The 17981-nt window shown below is 43.3% G+C and carries 15 protein-coding genes; 12 read left to right on the top strand and 3 right to left on the bottom strand.

The genetic code is table 11. The annotated features are described in order from the left end of the window. Positions 1 to 123 precede the first annotated feature (123 nt). The 12 genes from M992_RS15420 (at position 124) to hpaC (ending at position 14085) form a co-directional block, all read left to right on the top strand. A complete protein-coding gene (locus M992_RS15420; RefSeq protein WP_248842490.1) occupies positions 124 to 1608 on the top strand; it encodes a fumarylacetoacetate hydrolase family protein in 1485 nt (494 codons plus the stop codon). Beyond that, positions 1601 to 3067, top strand: a complete 1467-nt coding sequence (gene hpaE / locus M992_RS05720; protein WP_053907704.1) for a 5-carboxymethyl-2-hydroxymuconate semialdehyde dehydrogenase — start codon at positions 1601 to 1603, stop codon at positions 3065 to 3067. The genes M992_RS15420 and hpaE overlap by 8 nt, the downstream gene beginning before the upstream one ends. Positions 3068 to 3187: 120 nt before the next feature. Beyond that, complete coding sequence (gene hpaD, locus M992_RS05715) at positions 3188 to 4069, top strand: 3,4-dihydroxyphenylacetate 2,3-dioxygenase (protein ID WP_047256659.1); 882 nt, start codon at positions 3188 to 3190, stop codon at positions 4067 to 4069. A gap of 11 nt (positions 4070 to 4080) precedes the next feature. Next, positions 4081 to 4467 carry a 5-carboxymethyl-2-hydroxymuconate Delta-isomerase gene (locus M992_RS05710; protein WP_047256660.1) on the top strand — a complete coding sequence of 129 codons (387 nt, stop codon included), beginning with the start codon at positions 4081 to 4083 and terminating at the stop codon, positions 4465 to 4467. 7 nt (positions 4468 to 4474) lie between these two features. Continuing rightward, positions 4475 to 5743: a Bcr/CflA family multidrug efflux MFS transporter gene (locus M992_RS05705; RefSeq protein ID WP_082335394.1), complete on the top strand. Its 1269-nt coding sequence runs from the start codon at positions 4475 to 4477 to the stop codon at positions 5741 to 5743. Positions 5744 to 5750: 7 nt separating this feature from the next. After that, complete coding sequence (locus tag M992_RS05700; RefSeq protein ID WP_390892481.1) at positions 5751 to 7208, top strand: NAD-dependent succinate-semialdehyde dehydrogenase; 1458 nt, start codon at positions 5751 to 5753, stop codon at positions 7206 to 7208. 13 nt (positions 7209 to 7221) lie between these two features. After that, positions 7222 to 8025, top strand: a complete 804-nt coding sequence (gene hpaH / locus M992_RS05695; RefSeq protein WP_053907702.1) for a 2-oxo-hept-4-ene-1,7-dioate hydratase — start codon at positions 7222 to 7224, stop codon at positions 8023 to 8025. A gap of 10 nt (positions 8026 to 8035) precedes the next feature. Then, entirely contained in the window at positions 8036 to 8839 is an 804-nt protein-coding gene (gene hpaI, locus M992_RS05690) for a 4-hydroxy-2-oxoheptanedioate aldolase (RefSeq protein WP_053907701.1), read from the top strand. Between the two features lie 277 nt (positions 8840 to 9116). Further along, a complete protein-coding gene (gene hpaX / locus M992_RS05685; RefSeq protein WP_053907700.1) occupies positions 9117 to 10487 on the top strand; it encodes a 4-hydroxyphenylacetate permease in 1371 nt (456 codons plus the stop codon). Between the two features lie 37 nt (positions 10488 to 10524). Then, positions 10525 to 11430 (top strand): 4-hydroxyphenylacetate catabolism regulatory protein HpaA, encoded by a 906-nt coding sequence (gene hpaA / locus M992_RS05680; RefSeq protein ID WP_047256665.1) that lies wholly within the window; start codon positions 10525 to 10527, stop codon positions 11428 to 11430. 553 nt (positions 11431 to 11983) lie between these two features. After that, positions 11984 to 13546, top strand: a complete 1563-nt coding sequence (gene hpaB / locus M992_RS05675) for a 4-hydroxyphenylacetate 3-monooxygenase, oxygenase component (RefSeq protein WP_047256666.1) — start codon at positions 11984 to 11986, stop codon at positions 13544 to 13546. Between the two features lie 20 nt (positions 13547 to 13566). Then, positions 13567 to 14085, top strand: a complete 519-nt coding sequence (gene hpaC / locus M992_RS05670; protein ID WP_053907699.1) for a 4-hydroxyphenylacetate 3-monooxygenase, reductase component — start codon at positions 13567 to 13569, stop codon at positions 14083 to 14085. Positions 14086 to 14327: 242 nt separating this feature from the next. Here hpaC and fbaA read toward each other — a convergent pair whose 3' ends face one another. The 3 genes from fbaA to epd form a co-directional block, all read right to left on the bottom strand. Beyond that, positions 14328 to 15404, bottom strand: coding sequence for a class II fructose-bisphosphate aldolase (fbaA, locus tag M992_RS05665; protein ID WP_053907698.1), 1077 nt, complete (start codon positions 15402 to 15404; stop codon positions 14328 to 14330). Positions 15405 to 15461: 57 nt separating this feature from the next. Further along, complete coding sequence (gene pgk / locus M992_RS05660; RefSeq protein WP_047256669.1) at positions 15462 to 16625, bottom strand: phosphoglycerate kinase; 1164 nt, start codon at positions 16623 to 16625, stop codon at positions 15462 to 15464. A gap of 88 nt (positions 16626 to 16713) precedes the next feature. Further along, a complete protein-coding gene (gene epd / locus M992_RS05655; RefSeq protein ID WP_053907697.1) occupies positions 16714 to 17733 on the bottom strand; it encodes an erythrose-4-phosphate dehydrogenase in 1020 nt (339 codons plus the stop codon). Positions 17734 to 17981: the final 248 nt, after the last annotated feature.

Here is a 17981-nt window from a genome sequence, read left to right as displayed (position 1 = left end):
TGTTAATGAGATCACAATTAGAATTAACAAATCAGTTAATCTGTTGCCAATCACGATTATTTACTTTATTAATATGTTAATAACTTTTGAGGCTAGTCTCATACCATGCATTAGGAGTCGTCAATGAAAGGCACTGTTTTTGCCGTTGCTCTCAATCATCAAAGCCAAATTGATTTTTGGCATGATGCCTTTGAACAAGCCCCTTATAAAAACCTACCAAAAACACCGGTATGGTTTATTAAACCGCGTAATACCGTTATCCAATCAGGCGAGGTTATCCCTTACCCTGCAGGTGAAGAGGTTTTAAGTGGTGCGACTGTCGCGATTGTGATTGGCAAAAATGCCCGCAAAGTCAGTGTTAATGACGCTTCTGATTACATCGCAGGCTATGCACTAGCTAACGAGGTTAGTCTACCAGAGACCAGTTTTTATCGCCCAGCTATAAACGCTAAATGTCGTGATGGTTTTTGTCCCATTGGGGAAATAGCCGATATTTCGTTCCCAGAAACATTAGAAATAGTAACTGAAATCAATGGACAAGAAGTCGATCGCTGGTCCACAAAAGATTTACTTCGTTCGGTGAATCAATTAGTGGCTGCACTCAGTGATTTTGCGACCTTAAAACCGGGCGATATGATTTTAATCGGCACACCACAGCAACGTATAGCAATCCACCCCGGTGATAATATTCAAATTAAAGCAGCTGGTTTTCCGACCCTAACCAATAACGTGATAGCACAATCGACACAAAAACATGCTCCAAAAGATGATCCCTCAGTACTGATTGGGCAAGCTAAAATTCGCTACCAAGGAACTGAATATACGGTCACCGTTGAAGAAAATGACGCGATTACTCTGCCAACAGGGCAACAAATCGCTGCCGATGATCCTCAGTTAGAATTTTTGCCCCCGGTACGCGGCACCTTATTTGCTTTAGGTTTAAATTATGCCGATCACGCAGCTGAATTAGCATTCAATTCCCCCGTCGAGCCGCTAATTTTTATCAAAGCTGATAATTCACTTACTGGGCATCGTCAAGTTTCTGTTCGCCCAGATAATATTGAATATATGCACTACGAATCCGAATTAGTTGTCGTTATCGGTAAAACAGCCCGCAATGTTTCACAAGCCGATGCCATGGATTATGTCGCTGGCTATACCTTATGTAACGACTATGCAATACGCGACTATTTGGAAAACTATTACCGCCCTAACTTACGCGTCAAAAGCCGAGATACGCTGACCCCTATCGGCCCAGTAATTATTGATAAAAAATACATTAACGATCCGCATAATTTAGTCTTAAGTACTTATGTTAATGGGGAATTACGCCAACGTGGGACTACTGCTGATTTAATTTTTAATATTCCTTTTTTAATCGCTTATTTAAGCGAATTTATGACATTACAACCGGGTGACATGATAGCTACCGGTACCCCAAAAGGGCTTTCTGACGTCGTACCTGGCGATGAAGTTATCGTTGAAGTCGAAGGCGTTGGCCGCCTATTCAACCACATTATCAGTGAAGACGATTATCGCCAAGTGATTGCCCGCCAAGATAATCCCCCCGCGTGTGACAATACTGAAAGGAGCGCCTGTAATGACTAAGATTAATCATTGGATCAACGGTAAAAATGTCGCCAGTAAAAACTATTTTACGACAACAAATCCCGCCACTGGTGACGTACTTGCAGAGGTCGCTTCTGGTGGGCAAGATGAAGTTAATCAAGCCGTTGCAGCAGCCAAAGCGGCTTTCCCTAAATGGGCAAATACGCCAATGAAAGAGCGCGCACGTTTAATGCGTCGCCTTGGCGAATTAATTGATCAACATGTCCCGCAAATCGCCGAGATGGAAACCAACGATACCGGTTTACCTATCCATCAGACTAAAAATGTATTGATCCCTCGCGCCTCGCATAACTTTGAATTCTTTGCCGAAGTATGTCAGCAAATGAACGGCAGAACCTATCCTGTCGACGATAAAATGATGAACTATACGCTTATCCAACCCGTTGGCGTATGTGCACTGGTTTCACCTTGGAACGTGCCATTTATGACCGCAACGTGGAAAACCGCTCCCTGCTTAGCGTTAGGGAATACAGCGGTGTTAAAAATGTCTGAACTCTCCCCGCTGTCGGCTAATCGTTTAGGCGAATTAGCGCTTGAAGCGGGTATTCCGGCAGGCGTATTAAACGTGGTTCAAGGTTATGGCAGCACCGCAGGCGATGCATTGGTTAAACATAACGATGTGCGTGCGGTTTCATTCACTGGCGGAACCGCCACAGGCCGTATGATCATGCAAAATGCTGGCCTAAAAAAATATTCAATGGAATTAGGCGGAAAATCGCCAGTGCTTATTTTTGAAGATGCGGATGTCGAACGCGCTCTAGATGCGGCTTTATTTACTATTTTCTCCATTAATGGTGAACGCTGCACCGCAGGATCGCGCATCTTCATTCAAGAAAGCATTTATCCCGAATTTGTAAAACGCTTTGCCGAGAGAGCTAATCGTCTAAAAGTGGGCGATCCGAATGATCCTCAAACTCAAATTGGCGCGCTAATTAGCCAACAACATTGGGATAAAGTATCGGGATATATTCGTTTAGGTATCGAAGAAGGCGCAACATTATTAGCTGGCGGTCCTGATAAACCAAGCGATCTACCTCCTCATTTGAAAAACGGTAACTTCTTGCGTCCTACTGTGCTAGCCGATGTTAATAATCAAATGCGCGTTGCCCAAGAAGAAATCTTTGGCCCTGTAGCCTGCTTGATCCCCTTCAAAACCGAAGAAGAGGGTCTGCGTATGGCCAATGACATTGAATACGGTCTAGCGTCTTATATTTGGACTCAAGATGTCAGCAAAATACTGCGTCTATCGCGCAGCATTGAAGCCGGTATGGTGTTTGTTAATACCCAAAACGTTCGTGATTTACGCCAACCTTTCGGTGGGGTAAAAGCCTCCGGTGTAGGACGTGAAGGTGGGGAATATAGCTTTGATGTTTTCGCTGAAATAAAAAACGTCTGTATTTCATTGGGTGACCACTCAATTCCACGTTGGGGCATTTAACGTTAATACACGCCACGGGATTAGCTTAAATATCGCGTCACAGCCAGTGCCGCTATCCTCGGTGTCGCTTTAAATGACCGCAGGACAGTGCAAAAAAGATAGATTTTACAGTGAGGATTTATGGGCAAATTAGCGCTAGCAGCAAAAATTACACATGTTCCTTCGATGTACCTGTCTGAATTACCGGGTAAACATCAGGGGTGTCGTCAAGGGGCTATCGACGGACACAAAGAAATTAGTCGACGCTGCCGTGAATTAGGCGTAGATACCCTGATTGTATTTGATACTCACTGGCTGGTAAATAGCGCCTATCACATTAATTGTGCCGATCACTTTAAAGGCATTTATACCAGCAACGAATTACCGCATTTTATTCGTGATATGGAATATGAATACGATGGTAATTCAACCCTAGGTCGTATGATAGGCGAAGAGGCCAGAAAACTGGGTGTTAGAGCGCAATCACATGAAATTCCTAGCCTAACACTGGAATATGCCACATTAGTTCCGATGCGCTACATGAATAGCGATCGCCATTTTAAAGTGATTTCTATTTCTGCATTTTGTACCTCTCATACCTTTGAAAATAGCCGAAAACTGGGTGAAGCCGTATTAACGGCAATTGAAAAATATGACGGTACCGTAGCCGTCTTAGCCAGTGGCTCATTGTCCCACCGCTTTATTGATGATACTCGTGCTGAAGAAGGCATGAATAATTATACCCGTGAATTTGACGAGCAAATGGATAAACGAGTGGTGAAATTATGGTCTGAAGGCCGCTTCAATGAGTTCTGTAAAATGTTGCCGGAATATGCTGATTATTGCTATGGCGAAGGCCATATGCATGACACCGTAATGCTGCTTGGTATGCTGGGTTGGGATCAATACGCTGAGCCCGTCGAGATATTAACTGATCTCTTTCCAAGCTCCGGCACCGGACAAATTAATGCGATATTTCCGCTGCCCGAGTCAATAACTCAGCGCCAAGCTGCTACAGCTTAAGGAGTCGATTCATGCCGCATTTCTACGCTGAATGTACCGAGAATATTAAACATCAAGCCAAACTGCCCGAGCTATTTGCAAAAGTTAATACGGCTTTAGCGAATACTGGGATCTTTCCGCTGGCAGGTATTCGTAGCCGAGCTATTTGGCTGGATACCTGGCAAATGGCAGACGGTAAACATGATTACGCTTTTGTGCATTTTACCTTAAAAATTGGCGCAGGACGCAGCATTGAACAGCGTAAACAGACCGGTGACATGCTCTTTGCGCTGATCAAAACGCATTTTTCTGCCTTAATGGCACAGCGTTATCTGGCGTTGTCATTCACAATGGAAGAGTTAGACCCGATCCTCAACTTTAAACAAAACAACGTTCACGCTCTGTTTGCCAAGGAGTAACATGCCGATGCCTCAGCCTCTGCTCGCGTTACCTCAATCTCCACAACAGCCACCTAAATGGCTGATCCCCTTGTTGGGCTCGTTGGTGGCATTCGGTCCTTTATCGATTGATATGTATCTGCCTGCGTTACCACAAATGGGCTCAGAGTTGCAGGCATCACCGGGACAGATGCAATATACGCTTGGGGCTTTTTTTATCGGATTTTGTGTTGGCATGCTACTGTATGGTCCCCTGAGCGATACTTTAGGCCGGCGTAAAATATTGCTCGCGGGATTAGCATTATTTTCACTCGCCAGCCTACTGTGTAGTTTTTCAACACAAGTTGAACAACTGATTTTATTGCGCGCTCTGCAAGCTTTTGGTAGCGGAGCCGCTATTGTTATGGCTCGCGCCATTGCCCGCGATATTTATGCCAATCATGAATTGCCTCGCGTTTTATCGTTAATGACTTTGGTTACCATGATAGCGCCGCTAATCGCACCATTATTGGGGGGATTTTTACTGCTGCATTTTAATTGGCCATCAATTTTCATGTTGCTGTGCGGGATGGGATTATTAAGCATGCTAGTAGTTTTCTGTTTTTTGCCGGAGACATTGGCGTCAAAACGAATCTCCAATGTATCACCTGGCTTATCTCCCTCTGTAAAGCATCTTATTGGGTCAGCATTTGATAACTATAAACAATTAATCGCTGACAAATATACTCTCGGTATTATCGGGACTCTGGCTTTTTCATTTGCGGCGATGTTTGCCTTTATAAGCGGATCGCCTTTTATTTATATCAACTATTTTAATATTTCAGCGCAATATTATGGGCTACTATTTGGCTGCAATATTCTCGGCATGATGCTGATGTTATTAGTTAATGTACGAGCATTACGTCGCTATAATTTGCCAAAACTGCTATTTATGCAAACAACAGCTCAATTAGTATTCGGTTTGCTACTCGTTATTTGTTATCAGCAAAGTCTTCCTGTTATTGTAGTACTAATAGTGCTGTTTTTGTCGCTGGTTAATGCGATTGGAACAAACAGCCTATCACTCTTATTGCAACATCGAGCGAGTCTGGCTGGCAGCGCAAGTGCACTGGCCATTTCAGTGCAATTTGCCATGGCGGCGCTGGCGAGTGTTGCAGTTTCTGTTCTACAAGATGGTTCCCCATTTGCTATGACACTGGTTATGGCAGTCTGTGCCGCTTTAAGCTGGATAAGCCAACGCTTTTCTGCAAAACATGCTTCGACACAACTGCAATCCCTGTCTTCGGAGACAAAATAAAATGACTATGATCACCTCTTCCCCACTTTATCGCCAGCAAGCTTATATCAACGGTCAATGGGTTGATGCAGATAACCACCACGTTTTTGAAGTGACTAATCCAGCAACCGGAGAAGTGATAGCTAACATCAGCGATGTTGGCACCGCGGAAACTCAGCGGGCTATTCAAGCGGCAGAACAAGCGTTACCGGCATGGAAAGCCATGACGGCAAAACAACGCAGCCAAATTCTGAATAAATGGTTCCGTCTGATGATGGAAAACCAGCAGGAATTAGCCGAGATCCTCAGCTTAGAGCAAGGAAAATCTCATGCTGAAGCCATGGGTGAAATCGCTTACGGTGCTAGCTTTATTGAATGGTTTGCCGAAGAAGGTAAACGAACTTATGGCGAAACCATTCCTTCTCCGCTGCCAGGCCGTCGAATTGCGACCATTAAACAGCCAATTGGGGTAGTTGCCGCGATTACCCCGTGGAATTTCCCTAATGCTATGATCACCCGCAAAGCGGGCCCCGCCTTAGCGGCTGGCTGTACCATGGTATTAAAACCTGCCGCAGAAACACCGTTATCTGCATTAGCCCTAGCGGTATTGGCGCAAGAAGCAGGGATCCCCGCTGGCGTATTTAATATTGTTCCAGGTACCGATGCTAAATCTATCGGTGAAGTACTGACCTCAAGCGCCATTGTGCGCAAATTAACCTTCACGGGCTCAACGCGTGTCGGCAAGCTGTTAATGGCACAATGTGCTGATACAGTGAAAAAAATGTCATTAGAGCTGGGAGGGAATGCGCCATTTATTATCTTTGATGACGCCGATTTAGACGCCGCCGTTGAAGGTGTACTAGTCGCGAAATTCCGTAACAGTGGGCAAACTTGTGTATGTGCCAACCGCATCTTAGTGCAAGAAGGCGTGTACGATGAATTTGCGGCGCGTTTAGCCACCGCTGTAAAAGCACTGAAAGTTGGCCCGGCGACACAAAGTGATTCTCAACAAGGCCCATTAATTAACCAAGCCGCGATTGATAAAGTTAAACAACATATTGCCGATGCGGTCTCCCACGGGGCGCGTGTTATTGCCGGAGGGAAATCCGCCTCTCTCGGTGGACTGTTCTTTGAACCAACCGTGCTGGTGGATGTCGATAAATCGATGAAAGTATCTTATGAAGAAACTTTCGGCCCTGTTGCCCCGCTGTTCAAATTCCGTGATGAAGCAGAAGCTATCAAACTGGCTAACGATACTGAATTTGGTTTAGCGTCGTACTTCTACTCTCGCGATATCGGGCGTATTTATCGAGTGGCTGAAGCGCTAGAAAGTGGCATGGTGGGGATCAACGAAGGGATTATTTCAAACGAAGCCGCGCCATTCGGCGGTATAAAACAATCGGGACTTGGGCGTGAAGGTTCACGTTACGGAATCGAAGACTATCAGGAAGTGAAATACCTCTGCTTTGGTGGCATAGAGGAATAGGAGCCAAACCCATATGTTACAGAAAGATATCGTATCGCAGGTTGCACAGCGTCTGAATAACGCAGAAAAAAAAGGTGAGCAAATCCGCCAGATCTCTTTAGATCATCCAGAAATTACGATTGAAGATGCATATGCGATTCAACGTGAATGGGTAGGTTTAAAAATGTCTGAAGGGCGAATACTGAAAGGGCATAAAATTGGGTTAACCTCGAAAGCGATGCAAGCTAGCTCGCAAATTGATGAACCCGATTACGGTGCATTACTGGATGATATGTTTTTCGCTGATGGTAGCGAGATCCCTTTTGACCGTTTTATTGTTCCTCGCATTGAAGTTGAACTGGCATTTATACTGGCAAAGCCACTCCGTGGCCCAAATTGTACCTTGTTCGATGTTTATAATGCGACAGACTATGTTATTCCTGCGTTGGAGTTGATTGATGCTCGTTGTCATAACATCGATCCTGAGACTCAACGTCCACGCAAAGTGTTCGATACGATTTCTGATAACGCCGCTAACGCAGCCGTTATCATGGGCGGACGTCCAATTAAACCGAGAGATCTCGACTTACGTTGGATAAGCGCCCTTCTGTACCGCAATGGCGTTATTGAGGAGTCAGGTGTTGCTGCCGCAGTACTGAATCACCCAGCAAATGGTGTGGCTTGGTTGGCGAACAAACTGGCACCTCATAATGTTGAATTAGACGCGGGACAAATTATTCTCGCGGGCTCCTTCACCCGTCCTGTGCCTGTTCGTCGTGGAGATACTTTCCACGCCGACTATGGGGTAATGGGATCAATCAGCTGCCATTTTGTCTAAAGAGGCTCTCATGAAAATGCCAAAAAATAGCTTTAAGCGCGCCCTAAAAGCAGGCCAACCACAAATTGGTCTATGGCTGGGCCTGAGTAGCGCATACAGCGCCGAATTGGTCGCAGGAGCCGGATTTGACTGGTTATTGATTGACGGTGAACATGCACCAAATACAATCCCGACTATTTTATCTCAATTACAAGCTATCGCCCCATACCCATCACAGCCAGTAGTCCGGCCGCCGTGGAATGATCCAGTAATTATCAAACAATTATTAGATATTGGCGCACAGACATTATTGATCCCGATGATCCAAAATGCTCAGCAAGCCGAGCAAGCCGTTAAAGCGACTCGTTATCCTCCCGCGGGGATCCGGGGTGTTGGTAGCGCACTAGCTCGTGCCTCACGCTGGAATCGGGTCGCAGATTATATTCATCAAGCTAACGATGAAATGTGTGTGATTGTGCAAGTTGAAACGCGTGAAGCCTTAATAAACTTACCTCAAATTTTACAGGTTGATGGCGTGGATGGCGTATTTATCGGTCCTGCCGATCTCAGCGCAGACATGGGATTTGCGGGCAATCCTAATCACCCTGAAGTTAGAACCGCTATCGAACAGGCGATTTTATTAATCAAACAAGCCGGTAAAGCTTCAGGCATATTAATGGCTGCACCTGACGTAGCTGAACATTATTTAAAATTGGGTACCTTATTTGTTGCTGTCGGCGTTGATACCACTTTATTAGCCCGCAGTGCGGAATCATTAGCCGCAAAATTTAAATCTAATCGTCAAATATCAGTGGCTGCATCTAGTGTTTATTAATAATTAACTCACTATAGATAAAGTCATATATAAAAAAATATTAAATTTTAAAAATTATTATAAATAAAATATACCGATGAAATATATGCCTGATTTATTTCAGCGTTTATTGGTGCTTATAAACCATCAAAAATAATCAGAATAAGAATTAAACTGTTTATAATTAAATGGTTAAAGAATAATAAACCTCGCGTATAAAATCAGTCGGAATAGCCAACTGGGCAGATGCACGTTATCTGCCTAATAGCCTCTTATACCTATAAATGAGAGAATAATAATGAAAAATACCGCGGATATTACGGCGAGCAATCCCGCAGACCAACATAAAAATTTAACTGAACCTCAACAACGAGTAATAAAAAAACTGTTTCGTCGTTTAATTGTATTTTTATTTGTTCTATTTATTTTCTCATTTTTAGATCGCATTAATATTGGCTTTGCAGGTTTAACCATGGGTAAAGATCTCGGCCTTTCATCCACGATGTTTGGCTTAGCCGCAACCCTATTTTATGTCACTTACGTTATTTTCGGTATTCCTAGTAATATTATGCTTGGGATTGTGGGCGCTCGCCGTTGGATTGCCACCATTATGGTGCTGTGGGGATTTGCCTCCACTGCCACCATGTTCGCAACCGGCCCTACCAGTTTATATATTTTGCGCATGCTGGTCGGTATCGCCGAAGCGGGTTTCTTGCCCGGCATTTTAGTTTATCTCACCTACTGGTTTCCCGCCTATTTCCGAGCTCGCGCCAACGCATTATTTATGGTTGCAATGCCGGTCACTATGGCTTTTGGCTCTTTAGCTTCGGGCTATATTCTCGAAATGGATGGAATACTTAACTTACATGGCTGGCAATGGCTATTCTTGCTAGAAGGCTTTCCATCGGTATTATTGGGCGTATTAGTTTGGTTTTATCTTGATGATTCTCCATCAAAAGCCAAGTGGCTGACTTCAGAGGATAAAGCCTGCCTCAAAGAGATGATGGAGCAAGATAATCTGCAATTAGTTCAGCCTCACGGGGCTAAAAGCCAGAGCGCATTACAAACCACCAGCTTATGGAAAGAAATATTCACTCCTGCAATCTTAATGTATACCGTGGCCTATTTTTGTTTAACCAATACATTGAGCGCAATTAATATCTGGACACCACAGATAATGCAAAGCTTTAATCAGGGCAGCAGTAACGCCATGATTGGCTTGCTCACCGCCATACCTCAATTCTGTACTATCTTTGGTATGATCTATTGGAGTCGACGCTCTGACCGATTACAAGAACGAAAAATGCATACCGCTTTGCCGTTCTTATTCGCGGCCGCAGGTTGGATCCTTGCATCACTTACCAGTCATCCACTTGTGCAGTTGCTCGGTATTATCATGGCATCGACAGGCTCATTTACGGCAATGGCTGTCTTTTGGACTACGCCAGATCAATCCATTAGCCTGCGCGCCCGTGCTGTAGGTATTGCGGTTATCAATGCAACCGGTAATATTGGCTCCGCCGTTAGCCCATTATTAATAGGTTGGTTTAAAGATACTACCGGCAGCTTTAACTCAGGGCTGTATTTTGTCGCAGGGCTATTGGTTGTTGGGGCTATAATTGTGCTATTCATCCCGATGAAAAGCTCACGCCCAAGAGCAACACCTTAGCGAAGATTGATCGTTATTATCCATGGAGTCCTGCGTTATGTCTGATGTTTCTTTATCGACAATCACCAACATTGATATCAGTAAAGATTATGACGAAACTCAGGGCACTGATGACGTTCATTATCAGACATTCGGTAAAATGGCGGCTTTTTTTGGTCGTGATATGCAAGCCCATCGTCATGATGGGTTTTTCCAACTGCATTATTTAGTCACTGGGCATATCACTTTACAGCTTGATGAGCAGCGTTATTCTGTTCAAGCACCGTTATTTATTTTGACTCCGCCCTCGGTACCCCATACTTTTTTTACTCAGGAAGATACCGACGGCTACGTGCTCACAGTACGTCAGGAACTGATCTCGCCATTGTTACATTCGCTGTATCCTACCCAGCCTGATATTATCGATATTCCAGCTATTTGCTTATCTGTGGCTGATAAACCGGCTGATTTAGCTACTTTTAATCACTATTGGGCATTGATTGAAAGAGAATCATCCCATCAATATGCTGGCCGCGATCAAGCACTCTCGAACCTTGCACAAGCGATGTTTACTTTTTTACTTCGCAGCATTCCGCTCGATGATCACCATATTTGTGGAATGCGAGGTGAACTTAAGTTATTTCAAAGATTTAACCAGCTTATTGACCATCATTATCACCAGCATTTATCGGTACCAGAATACGCCGATAAATTAGGCATTACTGAATCTCGCTTAAAAGATATGTGTCGCAGATTTGCCAATCGACCACCTAAGCGATTGATTTTAGACCGTATATTACGCGAGGCTAAGCGTTTATTATTGTTCAGCGATAGCCCTGTATTTGAAATCGCCTATCGGCTCGGGTTTAAAGATCCGGCATATTTCGCCCGCTTTTTTAATCGTTCTGTCGGCAGCTCACCCAGCGTATGGCGAGATAATAATCTTCATTCTCCGTCATTATAACTGATGTCTCCTCTATAACTGATGTCTCCTCTCTAATTTGAGGCTACCCGTTAGCGCCCTATTTTCCTCATCGATTTTTTCTTTTATTATAATTTTATCGTCTCTATAAACAATTATTTGCTAACCCGTTTTCTTATCAGTGCGGAGTTTCTGATTTATCTAATTAATTATAATTTTACAAATTAAAAACATTTTAATTCTTTGTTATTTTATTTTAATCTACATTAATACTGGCTAACAAAATCACAAATAGTGATATTCAATATTAAAAATATCACTTCCCATCATGGGTGGTATAATTATAAAACAACTCTATCCGTATGAATAAAAACAATAAAATAATGTAAAATTAATTTATTATTATAAAAGTATATTGCAGATCACAATTCCATAACAAATAATCACTTCCAACGAAAAGTACCGGTTATCCTCTGTAAAATCTCTGTTCTCTCTCAAGAAAAGACGCTTCAATGGTGACACATAAAACAAACATAAATTTAACATTTAATATTGGTCATTATTGCCTAATATGCTTTCCGATAACGAGGTAGACATGAAGCCAGAAGATTTTCGTTCCGATGCTAAACGCCCTTTTAATAGTCAGGAATATCTGAAGAGCCTCCAAGATGGTCGTGAGATTTATATTTATGGTGAGCGAGTTAAAGATGTCACTACCCACCCAGCTTTTCGTAATTCAGCAGCGTCGATAGGGCAATTATATGATGCACTTCATGATGAAAAAACACACAATTCACTCTGCTGGAATACTGATACCGGCAACGGCGGTTATACCCACAAATTCTTCCGCTATGCGACAGGAAAAGACGAATTGCGCCAACAACGTGACGCGATCGCCGACTGGTCACGCCAAAGCTACGGATGGATGGGACGCACTCCCGATTATAAGGCGGCATTCGCCAGCGTTTTAGGGGCTAATCCTGAATATTATGGTCAATTTGCGGATAATGCGCGCACTTGGTATAAACGCATTCAAGAGAGCGGACTGTACTTCAACCACGCTATCGTTAACCCCCCTATCGATCGCCATAAATCCGCGGATGAAGTAAAAGACGTTTATATCAAACTGGAAAAAGAAACAGATGCAGGTATTATCGTCAGCGGCGCAAAAGTAGTCGCCACTAACTCGGCACTGACTCACTATAATTTTATCGGTTTTGGCTCAGCGCAAGTGATGGGCGATAATCCTGATTTTGCCCTCATGTTTGTGGCACCTATGGATGCTGACGGGGTTAAATTAATCTCGCGAGCATCCTATGAATTAGTCGCTGGCGCTACGGGAGCACCATTTGATTACCCACTTTCTAGCCGTTTCGACGAGAATGACGCGATACTGGTAATGGATCATGTGCTGATACCATGGGAAAATGTCCTGATTTATCGTGATTTTGATCGGGCGAGAAACTGGGCAGTTCAAGGGGGATTTGCTCGCTTATTCCCACTGCAAGCCTGTGTACGCTTGGCGGTAAAGTTAGACTTCATCACCGGGCTATTGCAAAAAAGCTTAGAGTGCACTGGCGTTATCGATTTCCGCGGTGTACAAGCATCGTTAGGCGAAGTCGTCGCATGGCGTAACTTATTTTGGTCATTGAGCGATGCTATGTGTTCAGAAGCGCAGCAATGGGAAGGCGGCTCTTATTTACCAGATACCCAAGCGATTCAGACATACCGCGTAATGGCACCAATGGCCTACACCAAAATTAAGAATATTATTGAAAGTAACGTCGCTAGTGGTCTGATTTATTTACCATCAAGTGTACGCGATATGAATAATCCGGAGATTGATAAATACCTGGCTAAATATGTTCGCGGCTCAAATGGCATGGATCACGTTGAACGAATTAAAGTTTTGAAATTAATGTGGGATGCGATAGGCAGTGAATTCGGCGGGCGCCATGAGCTATATGAAATAAACTATGCGGGTAGCCAGGATGAAATTCGCCTGCAATGCTTACGTCATGCTTATGGCTCAGGAAATATGAAAGCAATGACCGATATGGTTGACCGTTGCCTATCTGATTACGATCAGCATGGCTGGACTCGACCGCATCTACACAATAATAACGATATTAACATGTTAGATTCGCTGCTTAAATAATTAGCAGCAGGAGGCCAAAAATGTCCCTAGAAAACGAACATCGTCTGCGTTTTAGAGATGCTATGTCGAGCCTATCGGCAGCGGTGAATATTGTCACTACCGACGGGGATGCAGGTTGCTGCGGTATCACCGCAACAGCAGTCTGCTCTGTAACTGATACACCACCGACATTAATGGTATGTATTAATCGCAATAGCAGCATGAATGCGGTGTTTCAGGAAAATGGCCGCCTGTGTGTCAATATTCTTAATCATCAACAAGAAGAAATGGCTTGCCACTTTGCCGGAATGACTGGCACCAGTATGGAAGAACGCTTTAGTTGGGACATTTGGAGCCAAGGTATTCTCAATCAACCCTTGCTAAAAGAAGCACTGGCCAATCTTGAAGGTGAAATTACCCAAGTACAAGAAGTTGGGACTCACTATGTTTATTTGGTTGAGATGAAACAAATTATTGTGCGAGATGAAGGGCATGGGTTAATTTACTTTAAACGAAAATTCCATCCGGTTATACATCAACAGCTGCAAGTTGCCATATAATCTACATCACTATAGCCAACATCTTACTTTATAAGCGCCTTAATAGGCGCTTTTTTAGCACCGAAGCTTAGTACCAGTGCATTAGCAAAATCAAAATATAGCGCTGAAATATAGCCCCGATATATAGCGTCGATTAATACTAAAAAACCCCCGACAGATCACTGCCGAGGGCTTATATCAACAACAATAATTGTTACTTATTCAGAGTGACAACACGATTGTTTGTTTTATAAAAGAATAACTTACAGTACATCTACGCTGTTAAGCTCTTTAAATGCTTGTTCCAAACGAACAACCATAGAATCCTGAGCTTTACGTAACCAAGCACGTGGATCATAGTATTTTTTGTTTGGTTTATCAGCACCTTCTGGATTACCCAGCTGAGCTTGTAAATAACCTTCATTCTTTTTGTAGTAATTCAGGATACCTTCCCAAGTGGCCCATTGGGTATCAGTATCGATATTCATTTTAACCACACCGTAACCTACTGCTTCTTTTATTTCTTCTGCTGTAGAACCTGAACCGCCATGGAACACGAAATTTAGGCTGTTGTGTGGCAGATTAAATTTTTCAGAAACAAAGTCTTGAGAGTTACGCAGAATTTTTGGCGTTAACTGTACGTTACCTGGTTTATAAACACCGTGTACGTTACCGAAAGATGCTGCGATAGTGAAACGTGGGCTAACTGCATTCAGTTTTTCGTAAGCGTATGCAACGTCTTCTGGCTGAGTGTATAGCGCTGAGCTATCCATACCGCTGTTATCAACACCGTCTTCTTCACCACCAGTGCAACCCAGCTCGATTTCCAGAGTCATATCGATTTTCGCCATGCGCGCAAGATATTTAGCACAAGTCGCGATATTTTCTTCCAGTGATTCTTCTGATAGATCAATCATGTGAGAAGAGAACAGTGGTTTACCCGTTTTAGCGTAATGTTTTTCGCCAGCATCCAGTAAGCCATCAATCCAAGGCAGCAATTTGCGTGCACAATGGTCAGTATGCAGGATAACAGGGACACCGTAGTATTCAGCCATTTGATGCACATGATGAGCACCAGAAATTGCACCGAGAACTGCAGCTTGTTGACCTTCTGCTTTCAGACCTTTACCGGCGATAAATGCTGCACCACCATTAGAGAACTGAACAATAACTGGCGAACGTACTTTTGCAGCCGCTTCCATTACCGCATTGATAGAATCTGTACCAACACAGTTAACAGCTGGCAGGGCAAAATTATTTTCCTTAGCAACTGCGAAAACTTTCTGAACATCATCGCCAGTAATTACACCTGGTTTTACGAAATCAAAAATCTTAGACATATGACAGGGTCCTGTAGTTAACAAGCAGCCAATACTGCCTGTTGTTTCATGACATAATTACGCTTTAGCACGTTCTTCTAGCATCACAACTGCTGGCAATTTTTTACCTTCAACGAATTCAAGGAATGCACCACCGCCAGTTGAAATGTATGAAATTTTATCTGCAATACCGAACAGATCGATAGCCGCTAATGTATCGCCGCCACCAGCAATTGAGAAAGCTTCGCTATCTGCGATAGCTTTAGCAATTACTTCAGTACCTTTACGGAAATTAGGGAATTCGAAAACACCTACTGGGCCATTCCACAGAATAGTTTTCGCATTTTTCAGAATTTCAGCTAAACGCTCAGCAGATTCATCACCTAAATCCAAAATTTGTTCATCGTCTTTAATTTCAGTCGATGATTTTAAAGTTGCTTCTGCAGTTTCTGAGAACTCGGTTGCAACACGGACGTCTGTAGGCACAGGAATATGGCAGTTAATCAGTAATTTTTTGGCTTCTGGAATTAAATCTGCTTCATATAAAGAACGACCTACGTTATTACCTTCTGCGGCAATAAAGGTATTAGCGATACCGCCACCAACAATCAGCTGATCAGCGATTTTAGACAGTGAATCTAACACAGTCAGTTTGGTCGATACTTTAGAACCGCCAACAATTGCCACCATTGGGCGAGCTGGATTGCCTAATGCTTTCCCTAAAGCTTCTAATTCTGCACTCAATAATGGGCCAGAACAGGCGATAGGTGCAAATTTAGCCACACCATGAGTTGACGCTTGTGCACGGTGAGCAGTACCAAACGCATCCATCACATAAACATCACACAGTGCTGCATACTGTTTTGATAATGTTTCGTCGTCTTTTTTCTCGCCTTTATTAAAGCGAACGTTTTCCAGAACAACTAATTCACCTTCTGCGATATCAACACCGTTCAGATAATCTTTGACCAAACGAACGGGGTAATCAATTTTATCGGCCAGATAGTCAACAACAGGCTGCAGGGAGAATTCTTCATTGTACTCACCTTCGGTCGGACGACCTAAGTGAGAAGTGACCATTACTTTTGCACCTTGCTTAAGAGCATTTTCAATTGTTGGTAATGAAGCGCGAATACGCGCATCAGAGGTAACTTTGCCATCTTTCACAGGAACGTTCAGGTCAGCACGGATGAATACACGTTTACCCGCTAGATCCAAATCGGTCATCTTAATTACAGACATGGTGAATCCTCTTGTTGATTCTCTATATAAATTGATCTTCTCTGCTGAGCCTTGATTGGCGTGAGCCATGTGGTCTAACAGCAGATAATTAGTTTAAATCTGTCGCTACCATTGCCAATGTTGTATCGAGCATACGGTTAGCGAATCCCCACTCATTATCGCACCAAACTAAGGTTTTTATCAGGTGCTTACCGCTCACTCTGGTTTGCGTTCCATCAACGATGGCACTGTGGGGATCATGATTAAAATCCATCGATACCAGAGGGAGTTCTGTATAATCTATTATACCACGAAATCTATCAGCTGCGGCGCCGCGAAGTAAACGATTCACTTCCTCAACACTCACATCATCTCGCACAGTCACACTCAAATCAATGGCAGTCACATTTATCGTTGGTACACGAACAGAAATCGCTTCGAAATGATCTTTAAATTGTGGGAAAATACGCGATATTCCTGCCGCTAATCGCGTATCAACCGGAATAATTGACTGACTTGCAGCACGCGTTCTGCGTAAATCTTTATGATAAGCATCAATCACGGGTTGATCATTCATCGACGCGTGGATAGTTGTCACTGTCCCCGATTCAATGCCAAAAGCGTCGTCCAACAATTTAATCACTGGAATAATACAATTGGTGGTGCAAGATGCATTAGAAACCAATTTATCATTTGAAGTTAGCGTTTGATGATTGACTCCATACACCACCGTTGCATCTAAATCATCGCTGCCAGGATGAGAAAATAACACCTTTTTTGCACCGGAGGCTAAATGAGCTAAACCGTCTTCGCGGCTGCCATAGACTCCACTGCAATCTAGCACAATATCAATGCCTAACTCTTTCCAAGGAAGTTGCGCTATTTCAGGCCGGTGGAACAAACGAATTTGATCATCACCCACCAAAAGTAAATCATTATTAAGGCGAACATCCCATGCAAATCGACCATGGCTTGAATCATATTTAAGCAAATGAGCGATCCCTTCGGGCTCTGCTAATTCATTGATTGCAATCACAGAAATTTCAGCTCTTCGGCCTGATTCATATAGGGCTCTTAACACACTTCGTCCAATACGACCAAAACCGTTAATTGCCACTCGAATTGCCATGTCACACCTTAAAATAGAATAAAAACCTACGGATGCTAAGGATAACTGACTCAATCAAACTGTACTGCTGATTTCATCGGTGAAATAACAAAAGTGTGCTTCACTCGACATTTTTGACATTTATATTTCAACATTTCTGGTGTTTTTATATTTTCTTGCCAGAAACTGAAACGGTTCAGCAGGTATAAAAATAGCTTAAGGGATATGATGGGATAACGCAATAGTAAAAAAACCGTCTGATTAAAATA

This window comes from Moellerella wisconsensis ATCC 35017 (assembly GCF_001294465.1).
Classification (GTDB): Bacteria; Pseudomonadota; Gammaproteobacteria; order Enterobacterales; family Enterobacteriaceae; genus Moellerella; species Moellerella wisconsensis.
Note: the sequence above shows the minus strand (reverse complement) of the source record. Positions and strands in the feature narration are given on the sequence as shown.